This window comes from Pseudooceanicola nanhaiensis, assembly GCF_020171315.1.
In the GTDB taxonomy this organism is placed as follows: domain Bacteria; phylum Pseudomonadota; class Alphaproteobacteria; order Rhodobacterales; family Rhodobacteraceae; genus Pseudooceanicola; species Pseudooceanicola nanhaiensis_A.
The window spans coordinates 18711-32682 of sequence record NZ_JAIUZP010000004.1; the positions used below are offsets into that span (position 1 = coordinate 18711).

The 13972-nt window shown below is 67.2% G+C and carries 11 protein-coding genes; 1 reads left to right on the forward strand and 10 read right to left on the reverse strand.

What is annotated here, in order from left to right; translation table 11 throughout:
* Positions 1–52 precede the first annotated feature (52 nt).
* The 4 genes from recG to LCM32_RS05105 all read right to left on the reverse strand — a co-directional run bounded on the left by recG (position 53) and on the right by LCM32_RS05105 (position 5870).
* The gene (gene recG, locus LCM32_RS05090) at positions 53–2143 is read right to left on the reverse strand and encodes an ATP-dependent DNA helicase RecG (protein ID WP_224819986.1); all 2091 of its coding nucleotides are present in this window, start codon (positions 2141–2143) and stop codon (positions 53–55) included.
* The gene (gene ligA, locus LCM32_RS05095; RefSeq protein ID WP_224819987.1) at positions 2140–4569 is read right to left on the reverse strand and encodes an NAD-dependent DNA ligase LigA; all 2430 of its coding nucleotides are present in this window, start codon (positions 4567–4569) and stop codon (positions 2140–2142) included. Before ligA ends, recG begins: the two co-directional genes overlap by 4 nt.
* Positions 4570–4764: 195 nt before the next feature.
* On the reverse strand, positions 4765–5481 hold the full coding sequence (gene ctrA / locus LCM32_RS05100) for a response regulator transcription factor CtrA (RefSeq protein ID WP_224819988.1): 717 nt from the start codon (positions 5479–5481) through the stop codon (positions 4765–4767).
* 80 nt (positions 5482–5561) lie between these two features.
* On the reverse strand, positions 5562–5870 hold the full coding sequence (locus tag LCM32_RS05105; protein WP_224819989.1) for a DUF1153 domain-containing protein: 309 nt from the start codon (positions 5868–5870) through the stop codon (positions 5562–5564).
* Between the two features lie 166 nt (positions 5871–6036).
* On the opposite strand from LCM32_RS05105, the gene mnmA reads away from it, so the two are divergent.
* Complete coding sequence (gene mnmA, locus LCM32_RS05110; protein ID WP_224819990.1) at positions 6037–7179, forward strand: tRNA 2-thiouridine(34) synthase MnmA; 1143 nt, start codon at positions 6037–6039, stop codon at positions 7177–7179.
* A 234-nt stretch (positions 7180–7413) separates the two neighbouring features.
* Here the strand turns inward: mnmA and lpxB are convergent, their stop codons facing one another.
* The 6 genes from lpxB to bamA all read right to left on the reverse strand — a co-directional run bounded on the left by lpxB (position 7414) and on the right by bamA (position 13785).
* Positions 7414–8565: a lipid-A-disaccharide synthase gene (gene lpxB / locus LCM32_RS05115; RefSeq protein WP_224819991.1), complete on the reverse strand. Its 1152-nt coding sequence runs from the start codon at positions 8563–8565 to the stop codon at positions 7414–7416.
* Entirely contained in the window at positions 8565–9371 is an 807-nt protein-coding gene (locus LCM32_RS05120) for an LpxI family protein (protein WP_224819992.1), read from the reverse strand. Before LCM32_RS05120 ends, lpxB begins: the two co-directional genes overlap by 1 nt.
* 4 nt (positions 9372–9375) lie before the next feature.
* A complete protein-coding gene (gene lpxA, locus LCM32_RS05125) occupies positions 9376–10179 on the reverse strand; it encodes an acyl-ACP--UDP-N-acetylglucosamine O-acyltransferase (RefSeq protein WP_224819993.1) in 804 nt (267 codons plus the stop codon).
* 5 nt (positions 10180–10184) lie between these two features.
* Positions 10185–10646 carry a 3-hydroxyacyl-ACP dehydratase FabZ gene (gene fabZ / locus LCM32_RS05130; protein WP_224819994.1) on the reverse strand — a complete coding sequence of 154 codons (462 nt, stop codon included), beginning with the start codon at positions 10644–10646 and terminating at the stop codon, positions 10185–10187.
* Between the two features lie 77 nt (positions 10647–10723).
* Positions 10724–11377: an OmpH family outer membrane protein gene (locus LCM32_RS05135; RefSeq protein ID WP_224819995.1), complete on the reverse strand. Its 654-nt coding sequence runs from the start codon at positions 11375–11377 to the stop codon at positions 10724–10726.
* Positions 11378–11433: 56 nt separating this feature from the next.
* Positions 11434–13785: an outer membrane protein assembly factor BamA gene (gene bamA / locus LCM32_RS05140; RefSeq protein WP_224819996.1), complete on the reverse strand. Its 2352-nt coding sequence runs from the start codon at positions 13783–13785 to the stop codon at positions 11434–11436.
* Positions 13786–13972: the final 187 nt, after the last annotated feature.

The window sequence follows — 13972 nt, forward strand, 5'->3', positions numbered from 1 at the left end:
ACTTTTTGAGAACATTTGTGAACAAAACGCGATGCGCGCGGGAACAACCGCGCTAACCCACGGAAATCAAACGGATTGCCTGATCCTGCCCCATGAGCCACAGCAGCACCCTTGCCGCCTGCCCGCGGGGCGAGGTCAGCTGTGGATCCACCGTCAGCAGCGTGCGGGCGTCGCTCTGCGCCACGGCCATCAGAGGCGCCTGCGATTCGAGATCCGCCACCCGGAACCGTGGCAGGCCGGATTGCGCCGTCCCGATCATGTCGCCCGCGCCGCGGATCTGCAGGTCGGCCTCGGCGATGCGGAAGCCGTCCTCCGTCTCGCGCAGAAGCGTCAGCCGCTTCTCCGCCGTCTCGCCAAGCGGCGGCTGGTACATCAGCAGACAGGTCGCCTGCGCCTCGCCGCGCCCGACCCGGCCGCGCAGCTGGTGCAGCTGCGCGAGCCCGAAAATCTCTGCCCTTTCGATCACCATGATCGAGGCATTGGGCACGTTCACCCCCACCTCGATCACCGTCGTCGCCACCAGCACCGCCGTTTCGCCCACCACGAACTTCGCCATGGCCGCGTCCTTCTCGGCCGGCGGCATCTGGCCATGGACGAGACCGACGACACCTTCGCCCAGCTCGGCCCGCAGCCGCTTGAAGCGATCCTCCGCGGCGGTCAGATCGACGCTCTCGCTCTCCTCCACCAGCGGGCAGACCCAATAGGCCTGCCGCCCCTCGGCGACGGCGCGGCGCAGATGCTCCACCACCTCGCCCATCCGGCCCGAGGAGACCAGCGCCGTGGTCACCGGCTTACGCCCCGGCGGCTTCTCGTCCAGCACCGAGATGTCCATGTCGCCATATTGCGCCAGTGCCAGCGAACGCGGGATCGGCGTCGCGGTCATCACCAGCACGTCGGCGCCCGCGCCCTTCCTGCCCAGCTCCAGCCGCTGCCGCACGCCGAAACGATGCTGCTCGTCGACGATGGCAAGCCGCAGGTCGTGAAACGCGACGTCCGCCTGGAACACCGCATGGGTGCCGACGAGGATGTCGATCCGCCCCTCGGCCAGATCGGCCAGCTTCGTCCGCCGCTCGGCGCCCTTGTCGCGCCCGGTCAGGATCTCGACCCGCACGCCCGCGGCCTCGGCCAACGGGGCCAGACCTTCGAGGTGCTGCCGGGCGAGGATCTCGGTCGGCGCCATCATGACGCCCTGCCCGCCCGCCTCTACGGCAACCAGCAACGCCATCAGCGCCACCAGCGTCTTGCCCGCGCCCACGTCGCCCTGCAACAGCCGCGACATGCGCCGGTCCGAGGCCATGTCCGCGGCGATTTCCTCCACCGCGCGGCTCTGTGCACCGGTGGGCGCATAGGGCAGCGAGGCCAGCACACGCTGGCGCAGCCGCCCGTCGCCGAGAGAGGGAATGCCCTTGCCACGCCGCATGCCCCGGCGCGCAAGCGCGAGTGTCAGCTGATGGGCGAAAAGCTCGTCATAGGCCAGCCGCTCGCGCGCCGGATCGGCCGGTGAGACCGCACCGGGCCGGTCGGGCGCATGGACAGCCTCCAGCGCCGCGTGCCAGTCTGGCCACTCCGCGCGGGCCTTCTGCTGCGGGTCGATCCACTCCGCAATCTCCGGCGCGCGGGCCACGGCGGATTGCGTGGCCTTCGCCATCAGCTTCTGGGTGACGCCCGCGGTCAGCGGATAGACCGGCTCGAAATCGGGGATCGCCGCGGCCTCGTCGGGCGGCAGGGCATGATCCGGGTGGACCATCTGCGCCATGCCGTCGAAATACTCCAGCTTGCCCGAGACCAGCCGCCGTTCGCCGGGCGGCAGCAGCTTCTTCAGATAGTCGCCGCGCGCATGGAAGAACACCAGCTGGAACTCTTCCTCCGCGTCACGCACGTTCACCCGGTAGGTGCCGCCGCGCCGGCTGGCCGGGCGATGCGCCCCGATCTCCACCTCGACCGTGGCGATGCAGGGCATCTCCAGCCCGCGGATCGTGTCGCGGCGGCGGCGGTCGATGGCGGCATGCGGCAGCACGAAGAGCATGTCGCGCGGCAGGGAAACACCCAGATGTTCCAGCGCCTTGGCCGTTTTCGGCCCGACGCCCTCCAGCGTGTCCAGCCCGGCAAAGAGCGGAAAGAGGACCTCGGGCCTACCGCTCATAGCCCCTCGATCAGCGCGAGCCAGCCGTCCTCGTCGATGGTCTCGATGCCCAGATCGGCGGCCTTCTTGGCCTTCGACCCGGCGCCCGGGCCCGCCACCAGCAGGTCCGTCTTGGACGAGACCGAGCCCGACACCTTGGCGCCGAGCGCCTCGGCCCGTGCCTTCGCCTCGTTGCGCGACATCTTTTCGAGCGTGCCGGTAAAGACGATCGTCTTGCCCGCGACCGGGCTGTCGGCGGTCTGGGGCGCGGCTTCGTCCTGCGGAGAAAGCTGCTCGACAAGGCGCAGGATCGAGGCCCGTTCCGCCTCCTGCGAGAAGGCCGTGCAGAGCGCTGCAGCCACCGCGTCACCGATGCCGTCGATGCCGACGAGGTCCTCCCAGGCGGCCCGGGCCTCCGGTGCGGGGGTCGGCTCTTCGGTCCAGACGGCCTCGCGGGTCTGGGTGATCTGGGCGCGGCGGCCCTCCGCTGCGGCCGCGGCGCGTTCCGCGTTCACCGCCTCGGCCGCGCGGCGGAAGCGGTCATAGGCGGGCAAGGCGCGATCCACGGCGATCAGGAAGGCCTCCCAGCTGTGGAAGGCGCGCGCCAGATCCCGGGCGACCACTTCGCCCACATGGCGGATGCCGAGCGCGAAGAGCAAGCGCGACAGCTGGATTTTTCTTTTTTCCTCAATGGCCTCGAAGAGGTTCTTCGCGCTTTTTTCACCCCAACCCTTGGTCTCGGCCAGCGGCGTCCGCGCCGCCTTGATCATCTCCTCGGCCACCTTCTCGGGCGTCCAGCGGAAAAGCGGATCCTGCGGGCCGAGCGCCTCTTCATACTGCGCACGGAAGGCTTCGGGCTCGCCGTCCTGAGCGTGACGCGCCTGCGCCTCCTCGATCCGGGCCCGCAAAGTCTCTTCGGAAATCAGGAGCTTGTCCGTCTTGTCGCGGGTCTCCAACGTGAAGATGTCGGCAGGCTCAGCGATCCAGAAGAGATCATGGAACTTCTCCACCTGCTTGGCCCCCAGCCCTTCGATGTCGAAGGCTGCACGGGAGACGAAATGCTTCATCTTTTCAACGGCCTGCGCAGGACAAATCATCCCGCCAGAGCAACGGCGCACAGCATCGCCTTCCTCGCGCACCGCCTCCGAGCCGCATTCGGGACAGCGGGTCGGGAAGACGAAAGGTTCCGTCCCCTCGGGCCGCTTGGCGAGGTCCACATCCGCCACCTTGGGGATTACGTCCCCGGCGCGATAGACCTGCACCCAATCGCCGACGCGGATGTCCTTGCCGCCGCGGATCTCGTTGCCCCGGGCGTCGCGCCCGGCGATGTAATCCTCGTTGTGCAGCGTGGCGTTGGAGACGACGACGCCGCCCACGGTCACCGGGTGCAGCCGCGCGACGGGGCTGAGCGCACCGGTCCGGCCGACCTGGATGTCGATCGCCTCCAGCCGGGTCCAGGCCAGTTCGGCGGGGAACTTATGCGCGATGGCCCAGCGGGGCGTGGTCGAGCGGAAGCCGAGCCGCCCCTGCAGCGCGAGGTCGTTCACCTTGTAGACCACGCCGTCGATGTCATAGCCGAGCGTCGCGCGCTGCGCCTCGATCGCCCGGTAATGCGCCATCATCTCCGCCGGGCCCTCGCAGAGCCGGGTCAGCGGATTGGTCACGAAGCCGAAGGCCTTGAGCTGCGCGAGCGCCTCGACCTGCGTCTCGCCCAACGGTGCCGAGAGCTCCCCCCAGGCATAGGCGAAGTAGCGCAGCGGGCGGGCGCGGGTGATCTCTGCATCGAGCTGCCGGAGCGAGCCTGCGGCGGCGTTGCGCGGGTTGGCGAAGGTCTTGGCCCCGGCCTCGGCCTGGCGCAGGTTCAGGGCCTCGAAATCCTCGTGGCTCATGTAGACCTCGCCGCGGACCTCCAGCACCTCCGGCGCGCCGGTGATCTCTTCGGGGATATCCGCGATGGTCCGGGCGTTGGCGGTGACATTCTCACCCACTTCCCCGTCGCCCCGGGTGGCGGCCTGCACCAGCCTGCCACCTTCGTAGCGCAGCGAGAGCGAGAGACCGTCGATCTTGGGCTCTGCCGTGAAGGCCAGCGGCGCCGCGGCCCCGAGGCTCAGGTAAGACCGAACCCGGGCGTCGAAATCTGTCACATCCTCATCGGTGAAGGCATTGGCCAGCGACATCATGCGCTGTGCATGGGTCACCTTGGCAAAGCCTTCCGCCGGGGCGGCGCCCACCTGCTCGCTGGGGCTGTCGGCACGCTTCAGCTCCGGGAACCGGGCCTCGATCTCGGCATTGCGGATCTTCAGCGCGTCGTAGTCCGCGTCGGAGATCTCCGGCGCATCCTCGCCGTGGTAGGCCGTGTTGGCGCGCGACAGAAGGTCAGCGAGCCGCGCAAGCTCCTCCTTCGCCTGCGCTTCCGTGAGATTGGATACGGAAATATCGGCCGTCATGCCTGCCTCTGCCCTGAACGTCTGTGATCAGGCCAGTGATAGGCGCGCCCGCGATCCGGGTCCAGACCTGCCGACCGCCTGCCGTTCCGTGAGTGGCGTCCCGCTGCATGTATCCCCATGCGGGAAAGCTAGACGGCAGTTCGATCTTCCGTGCCTCCGCGGCCTGTCCCCTGATCTGCCCCGGATCGGCAGCCCTCAGGCGCGGATGGCCAGGCGTTCCTCGTCGATCTCGCTCGGCTCCGGATCGCGCAGGACATAGCCCCGGCCCCAGACCGTCTCGATGTAGTTCTCGCCCCCGGTGGCGGTGGAGAGCTTCTTGCGCAGCTTGCAGATGAAGACGTCGATGATCTTCAGTTCCGGCTCATCCATGCCGCCATAGAGGTGGTTGAGGAACATTTCCTTGGTGAGCGTCGTGCCCTTACGCAGGCTCAGCAGCTCCAGCATCTGGTATTCCTTGCCGGTCAGATGGACCGACTTGCCGCCCACCTCCACCGTCTTGGCATCGAGGTTGACCGAGATCTTGCCAGTGCGGATGACCGATTGGGAATGCCCCTTGGAGCGGCGGATGATCGCGTGAATGCGCGCCACCAGTTCCTCGCGGTGGAAGGGCTTGGTCAGATAATCATCTGCCCCGAAACCGAAACCGCGGATCTTGTTTTCCGTGTCGTCGGCGCCGGAGAGGATCAGGATCGGCGTTTCGACCCGCGCAAGGCGCATCTGGCGCAGCACGTCATGCCCGTTCATGTCCGGCAGCCCGAGATCCAGCAGGATCAGGTCGTAGTCATAGAGTTTCGCGAGGTCGATCCCCTCCTCCCCCAAATCGGTCGTGTAGACGTTCAGGTTCGCATGGGTCAGCATGAGCTCAATGCTTTTGGAGGTTGTCGGATCGTCTTCGACAAGAAGAACGCGCATGGTCATACTCCGATCTGTCTATTTAACAATGTATATCCGCTCACCTCAATTAACTTTGGAGCGAATTAGTTAACGACACGTTACTCCGTATTCCATTTTCCCTCAACATTTTCGCAATGTCGATACTTTTGGAGGCTCGTCGTCTTTAACGCTTCCTCGCCGAACTCGCTGACTGCTGCGACCCAGGACAGGAATTCCTCGGGGCTCAATCCGTAGCGTTCCAAAGCTTCTTCCTGGGTGATCAGCCCGTGGACGACGCCCCGCACCACGGCCGCCTTGCGCGAGGCGACCCAGCGACGGGTGTCCTTCGCGGGCAGATCCGCGCGGCTCATCACGCTGCCGTCTGGAAGGGTCACGGCCCTTGGCCCCGGCACTTTCTTCAGATACATGGCACCTGTCCCTTATCGATGCGCCGGTATCCTGTGCCGCGCGCCTTAACGCGGGATGAAACGCGACCTTGAGAGTATGTCGCATTTTCCTATATTCTCCGGGTTCTCCTGCGGTCCGACCGGGCCGCACCCCGCCGTTTTCCCGCGCCCTTTCAGGAGCAAAGCCATGGCACTGGACCGCACCAATGAGTTGAATTCGCTGGGTTTTGCGAAGAGCCCGGCCGAGACGCGCGTCGTCGTTGCCATGTCCGGCGGCGTCGACTCCTCCGTCGTGGCCGCGATGCTGGCCGAGGAAGGGTACGACGTGGTGGGCGTAACGCTGCAGCTTTACGACCACGGTGCGGCGCTCGCCAAGAAGGGGGCCTGCTGTGCCGGGCTCGACATCCACGATGCCCGCCGGGTGGCCGAGGAAATGGGCTTCCCGCATTACGTGCTGGACTACGAGAACATCTTCAAGGACGCGGTGATCGACGAATTCGCCGACAGCTATCTCGCCGGTGCAACCCCGGTGCCCTGCATTCGCTGCAACGAGCGGGTGAAATTCAAGGATCTCCTTCAAACGGCGAAGGAATTGGACGCAGATTGCATGGCCACCGGCCATTATATACAACGCAAAATCGGCGCGAATGGCGCGGAATTGCATTGTGCCGCCGACAGCAATCGCGACCAGAGCTATTTCCTCTTCTCCACCACGCAGGAGCAGCTTGATTTCCTTCGCTTTCCCCTGGGTCACCTGCCCTCCAAGGCCGAGACACGGGCGCTTGCGGCGAAATACGGGCTGCCGGTGGCGGACAAGCCGGACAGCCAGGATATCTGCTTCGTTCCAAACGGAAATTACGCCAGCGTGATCGAGAAGCTGCGCCCCGGCGCGGCGGAACCGGGCGAGATCGTCGATCCGGACGGCCGCGTGCTGGGAACCCATGACGGGGTCATCCACTACACCATCGGTCAGCGCCGCGGTCTCGGAATCGGGGGGCTCTCGGAGCCGCTCTACGTGGTGAAACTGGACGTGGACACGCGCCGCGTCGTGGTGGGGCCGAAGGAGATGCTGGCGACCCGCATCGTGCCCGTGCGCGAGATCAACTGGCTGGGCGACGGCGGCTTCGACGACATGGCCGAGCGCCATGTCTCGGTGAAGGTCCGCTCCACCCGGCCGCCGCGCGAGGCGATCCTGCGCCCGCTGAGCCCCACCACCGCAGAGGTGGAACTGCTGACCGCCGAGGAAGGCATCTCGCCCGGGCAGGCCTGCGTCTTCTACGAGACCGAGGGCAGCCGGATCCTGGGGGGCGGCTGGATTCACAAGGGCTGAGGGCTGCGGCGACAGCCCGGGGGATCACGGGGCGTGGCCTTGGGTGATCACGGGCTGTTGGCGTGGCCGACATCGGAGGGGGCGCCTGTGGAGGGCGTCGAGGGGGGCTGTCTGCCCCCCCCGGCCCTGCGGGCCTCCCCCCGAGGATATTTGAGCAACGAAAATGGACGGGGCCGGGTGCCCGGGGGCCGCGGGGCGCGTCGCCGGATCAGTTGGACTGGCCGGGGCTTCGGGTCAGAGGCGGGCGAGCACGGCGCGGGCGGCACGCAGGCCGGGGGCTTCGCCGCCGCGGCCGAGGCGGTCCATGGTCAGGGTCATGGCCTGCTGCTGGGGCCCCGGGTTCTTGAGCGTGGCGGCCACCGCGGGGGCGATCAGGTCGGCGCGGCAGTTTTCGCCGAGGAATTCGGGCACGGCGCGGGTGTCGGAGACGAGGTTCACCAGCGTGACCGTGTCCACCAGCATCATGCGTTTCAGGATGAACCGGGTCAGCGGCGCCATGTCATAGGCGATCACCATGGGGGTGCCGGCGGCGGCGAGTTCCAGCGAGACGGTGCCCGAGGCGGCCACAGCCACGTCGGCGGCGCGGAAGGCCGCGCGCTTGGTGGCCTCGAAGGCCGCGCTGTCCTGTCCGGTGGGATCGAGGATCAGCGGCTTGACCGGCCAGCTTTCGACGAGGTCGCGCACGAGGCCCGCGACAGGGGCGGCGGCGGGCAGCACGGCGCGCAGATCGGGATAGCGGGCGCGGAGTTCGTCGAGGACGACGCCCAGAACCGGCGCGAGGCGGGTGACCTCGCCCCGGCGCGAGCCCGGCAGCAGCAGCACCACGGGCGCCTCGCCAAGCCCCTGCTGCAGGCGGAAGGCGGCGGCCTCGGCCTCACTCGCCTGGGGCCGCGTGGTGACCGGGTGGCCGACGAAATCGCAGGCCATGCCGGCGGCTTCCATGTAGGGCGGCTCGAAGGGGAAGAGCGCCAGCACGTGGTCGATCATCTTGGCCATCTTCCCGGCGCGCTTCGGACGCCAGGCCCAGACCGTGGGGGCCACGTAATGCACCGTGCGGATGTCGGAGGCGGCCTTGACCAGCTTGGCCACGCGGAGCGAGAAATCCGGGCTGTCGATGGTGATCATCAGGTCAGGCTTCTGGGCCAGCACGGCCTCGGCGCATTCGCGGATGCGGCGCTTGAGATGGAAGTACTTCGGCAGCACCTCTGCCAGCCCCATGACCGAGAGTTCGTCCATGGGGAACTGGCTCTCCATCCCTTCGGCGCACATGGCGGGGCCGCCGACACCGGTGAAGGTGACGCCCGGGACCAGCTCCTTCAGGCCCCGCATCAGCGCCGCGCCGAGGAGGTCGCCCGAGGGTTCGCCCGCGATCAGGTAGATGCGCATCAGATATCCGCCCCGTAGATGGTGATCCCCGCCGCCTTTGCCGCCGCCAGCGTCGCCTCACGCTCCAGGAGCAGGACGCGGCCCGCGGCCACGGCGATGGTCGAGAGCCCGGCCGCCTGGGCCGAGGCGATGGTCTTCGGCCCGATGGCCGGCATGTCGATGCGCAGGTCCTGCCCCGCCTTGGGCGCCTTCACCAGCGTGGCGGGCGCGCGGCGCAGACGCTCGGGCGTGCGGGCGACGAAGTCGATCAGCGCGTCGGTGCCCTGCAGGGTCTCGATCCCGAGGCAGAGACCGCCTGCCACGACACAGCCCTGCCCGAGATCGAGCGGCGAAAGCGTGGCGAGGATCTGGGCCCCCCGCGCGATGTCCGCGAGGGCCTTCTTGTCCGGGGCGGGCCCGGCGATCAGCCCGGCAGGCGCGGTGAGATCGGGGCGCACCTGGTGGGCGCCCAGAACCTCGAAGCCCTTCTTCTCGAAGAACTCAACGATCACCCGCAGCAGCCCGTCGTCGCCCGCGTTCAACGCGGACATGACCTTGGGTGCCAGCATCATCGTGGTGGTGTCGAGCGCCTTGGGATCGAGACGCGGGCGGGTCAGCGCCCCCGCCAGCACGAGGCGGGTGACCCCCTCGGCCTTCAGCGCCTTGACGAGGCCGCCCATCTTTTCGAGCCGAAAGAGCGTGATCCGGTCGGGGGCGAAGCGGGTCTCGATCCCCTCGAAGCCCGCGACGAAGGCCGCGGGATCGGCCTCGGCCAGTGCGGGCGGCAACGCGCCCGCACAGGCGATGATGCCGAGCCGCCCGGCCAAGCGCTTACGCCTTGCCCGGGGTCAGGAAGGAGCGGTCCGTCTCGCCGGTGACGAAGGCCACGATCTCGCGCACGTAGTCGGAGGTGGTCTCGTCGCCCAGACGGCGGGCGCGGTCCTGGAAGGCGCCCTCGCCCTGCGCCAGCATCTGGAAGGCGGCACGCAGCGCGGTGATGTCGGAGCGGTCCACGCCGCGGCGCTTGAGGCCGACGAGGTTCAACCCGTCGAGCTTGCCGCGGGGCGCCTGCACGAGGCCATGGGGGATCACGTCGGCCGTCACCATGGTGACCGCGCCGATGATCGCGCCGCGCCCGATGCGCACCCACTGGTGCACGCCAGAAAGCCCGCCGACGATCACCTCGTCCCCGATGTGACAATGCCCGGCCAGCGCCGAGTTGTTCACGAGGATGACGTTGTTGCCGACGATGCAGTCGTGCGCCACGTGGCAGCCCGCCATGAAGAGCCCGTCATCGCCGACCTGCGTCAGCCCGCCGCCGCCACCGGTGCCGGTGGACATGGTCACATGTTCCCGGATGCGGTTGCGCTTGCCGATGACCAGCCGCGTCTTCTCGCCCTTGAACTTGAGGTCCTGCGGGATGCCGCCGAGCACGGCGAAGGGATGCACCAGCGTGTCCTCGCCCACCTCGGTGATCCCCTGCACGACCACGTGGCTCATCAGCTCCACGCCCGCGTGCAGCACCACCTCGGGACCGATGTGGCAGAAGGGACCGACCGTCACGCGGTCGGCGATCTGGGCCCCCTCCTCGACGATGGCGGAGGGATGGATCCGGGCAAGCGGGCTGATGGCCATGGGGCTTACTCCTTGGGCACGTCGATCATGGCCATGAAGACGGCCTCGCAGGCCAGTTCCCCATCGACCGTGGCGGTGCCCTGAAGCTTCCAGACCTTGCCGCCGGGCTTGCCGCGCAGGGTTTCGATCTTCATCTTCAGCACATCGCCGGGCACCACCATACGGCGGAACTTGCAGCTTTCGATGGACATGAAATAGACCAGCGCATTCTTGCCTTCGAGGCCGAGCGCGAGGCCGATCATCACTGCCGAGGTCTGCGCCATCGCCTCGACGATGGTGACGCCGGGCATGATCGGCTTGCCGGGGAAGTGGCCCTGGAAATGGGGCTCGTTCATGGTGACGTTCTTGATGCCGACACAGCTGTTGTGGCTGTCGATCTCTTCCACCTTGTCCACGAGGAGGAAGGGATAGCGGTGCGGAATGATCCTCTGGATCAGGCCGATATCGGCGCTTTGAAGGTCGGACATGTCAGGGCTCCTTTCCCGGTCGCCCGCGTCAGTAGCAACAAGCCCCCGAGGGGGCAAGCGCGCCTGTGAGCGATGTTTCAGGGCTGTTGCACGGTCCCGTCCGCCGCGGGCGCGGTTTCGCCCGTCGCCGGGGCGGCGTCCGGTGTCGTGGCGGGGGCGTCTGTCGGGGTCTCGGGCGTGGTTTCAGCGGCCATCCCCGGCGCGGTCTCCGGCGCCGCGGGCATCTGCCGGTCGAGCAGCGAGATCGCCTCGTCCGTGATGTCGATGACACCGGCCGAGAGCAGGACACTGCGCTGCTCCAGGATCACGGCCGCGCCGATTTCCTGCATCAGTTGCTCCAGCGCGGGGCGGGCCCGGCCCAGAAACTCGCGCCGCGAGGCGTCGTTGGTCTGGTTCAGGGCGCGGGCCTTGGTGTCCTGCTCGCTGCGGATGCGGCGCACCTTCTCGTCGAAGGCATCGGCAAGATCGCGGAAGGCCTTGGGCTCCATCGTCGCGCGTTTGTCGGTGAGGTCCTGTTCCTCCGCGATCAGCTCCGCCTCGATCCGGCGGTTCTCGGCGGTCAGGGCGGCAGTCTCTTCCTCGACCCGGGCCGCGATCTGCTGGCCCAGCTTGCTGTCCGCGAAGAGACGCTGGCTGTCGATCGTCAGGATCGGGCTGCGCAGGTGCAGGCCGTCCTGCGCCGCCACGGGCGTGGCCAGCGGGGCACCGCAGAGCGCGAGGGCAAAGGCCACGGCCCGGACGAAAGATCGCCCGGGCCGCAGGGTCCGAAATGTCGGAAGGACTGGCATCAGAAGTCGGTCTGGATGGTCAGATCGAAGGTCTGTTCCTTGTCGTAATCCTCTTTGACCAGCGCCTTGGACCAGTTCAGGCGCAGCGGGCCGATCGGCGTGGTCCAGAACAGCGAGACCCCGATCACGTGGCGCAGGCTGGCGTCTTCATAGAGCACGTTGGCGTTGCTCTTGTTGAGACCCCAGAGCGTGCCGACGTCATAGAAGACGCCGCCGGACATGCCGTATTCCTCGGGCAGGCCGAGGGGGAATTCCGCCTCGAAGGAGCCCACGGCGTAGAAGTTCCCGCCAAGCGCATCGTCGATGTCGTTCGCGGTATCCACTTCGCGCGGGCCGATGCCCTTGGGCTCGAAGCCGCGCATGATCGAGTTGCCGACCGAGAACCGGTCCGTGGTGATGCCCTCATCCCCGCTGAAGAAGGACAGCGCGCCCGCGCGGAAGGTCGCCCGCAGGGTCACCTCCTCGTTGAACACCTTGGTCTGGGCAATCGCCCGCGCCGTGGTGCGCACGTAGTTGCTATCCCCGCCGAGGCCGGCCACGTCCTGACCGAATTCCAGCAGCACGCCGGCGTTCGGGTTCAGGCCGGTCAGACGGCTGTCGTAGGTATAGGTATAGCCGAGCGCCGAGGTGAAGCGGTCGTCTTCGGCGATATCGGCCGAGATGATCTGCCCCGGGTTGCCGTCCTCGGTGGTCGACATGTCGTTGCGGTCGAACTTGTAGGCCAGGTTCAGCCGGGTCCGATCGGTCATCGGGAAGGTCAGGCCGGTCGAGAAGCTCAGGTTCGAGGTGTCGTACTCGGTATAGCTCGCCTCGGTCTCCTGATAGGCGAGACGGAAGTCGAAGCGCACGTCGCGGCCGAGGAAGGCCGGTTCACTGAAGGTCAGCCCGTAGTTGCGCAGGTCCGTCGCGCCCGAGAAGGTCACCCCGACACGCTGGCCACGGCCGAGGAAGTTGTTCTCGGAGAGGCTCATGGCGAGGCCGACGCCGTTGGCCGTCGAATAGGTGCCGCCGAAGGAGAGCGAGCCGGTGGTCGTCTCTTCCACGTTCACGTCAACGATGACCTTATCGGAGGAAGAGCCCTCGCGCGCGTTCACCGTGGCGTTGGCGAAGAAGCCAAGCGCCCGGATACGCTCTGCGCTCTCGCGGATTTCGCGCGGGTTGAAGGGATCGCCCTCCACCACCTTGAACTGGCGCCGGATGACCCGGTCGAGCGTCGTGGTGTTGCCCTCGATGTCGATCCGCTCGACGAAGATGCGCGGCCCGCGGGTGATCTTGTAGTTGATGTCCAGCGTCTGGTCGCGGTCGTTCCGGGTGATCACCGGCTCGACCCGCATGAAGTTCACGCCGTCCTTGATCGCCTGCCGCTCCATCCGGGCGACATCGGTCTCGATCAGCGAGGGCGAGAAGACCACGCCCGGCTTGATCCGCTTGACGGCGGTATAGACCGCTGCGTCCACGCCTTCCATCTCGCTGGTGACAGAGACGTTGCCGATGCGGAACTGCTGCCCCTCTTCCACCGTGAAGGTGACGAAGTAGCCATCGCGTTCGCGCGCCAGTTCGGCGTTCAGGCCGGTGACGCGGAAGTCCACGTAGCCGCGCGAGTTGTAGAAATCGGTCAGGACCTGCTTGTCGAAGTTCAGGCGATCCTCGACGAAGGTGTCGCGCTGGAAGATGACCCGCAGCAGGCCCGCCTGCTTGGATTGCAGCACCCGGCGCAGACGGCCGTCCGAATAGGCCTCATTGCCGACGATGCTGATCCGCTCAACCTCGACGTTGCCGCCTTCGAAGACTTCATAGACCAGATCGACGGTGCCGTTGGAGCGCTTGATGACCTTGGGCGTCACCCGCGCGGCCACGCGGCCGGACTGGGAATAGGCTTCCGCGATGGCATTGGCATCGGCCTCGGCCTGCGAGGGCGAGAAGACGCGGCGCGACTGGGATTTCACCAGCGGTGCCAGTTCGTCATCCTTCTTGCGGTTGTTCCCCTCGAAGGCGATCCGGTTGATGATCGGATATTCGACGACGTTGATCACCAGCGTGTTGCCACGGGGCTCCAGATCGACGCTCTCGAACAGGCCGGAGGCAAGAATTCGCTGATAGGCGTCGTTCAGCTGCCCCCCGCTCACGCTCTCGCCACGGGCGATTCCTGCATAGGACAGGATCGTCCCGGCGCCGATGCGGTCGTTGCCGCTGATCGTCACGTTCGAGAATGTGTAGGTCTGGGCCACGACGGCCTGCGGCAGAACACTGTAAGTCCCCGTAAAACCGAGCAGAAGCGCGGTAAGCAGCGGCTTGGTAGCCCCCGCCCGGCGCTTGGAGGTGGCAGCCCCCGAACCGGTGGTGTGCGTCATGTGGCAGACCCTGTCCCAAGTATCATTTCAGACGGTGGTATCGGGATTGGGGGGTCTTGTCAAAACCAAGGGCACCCCTCGGCGGGGCCATCGCAGCCCCGAAATGCGAGAGGCCGCAGAAGCTTGCACTTCGCGGCCTTCGCGGCCTCGGGGGGCCGTCTGTCTGTGGTCGGTCTGTAGCTGTGGG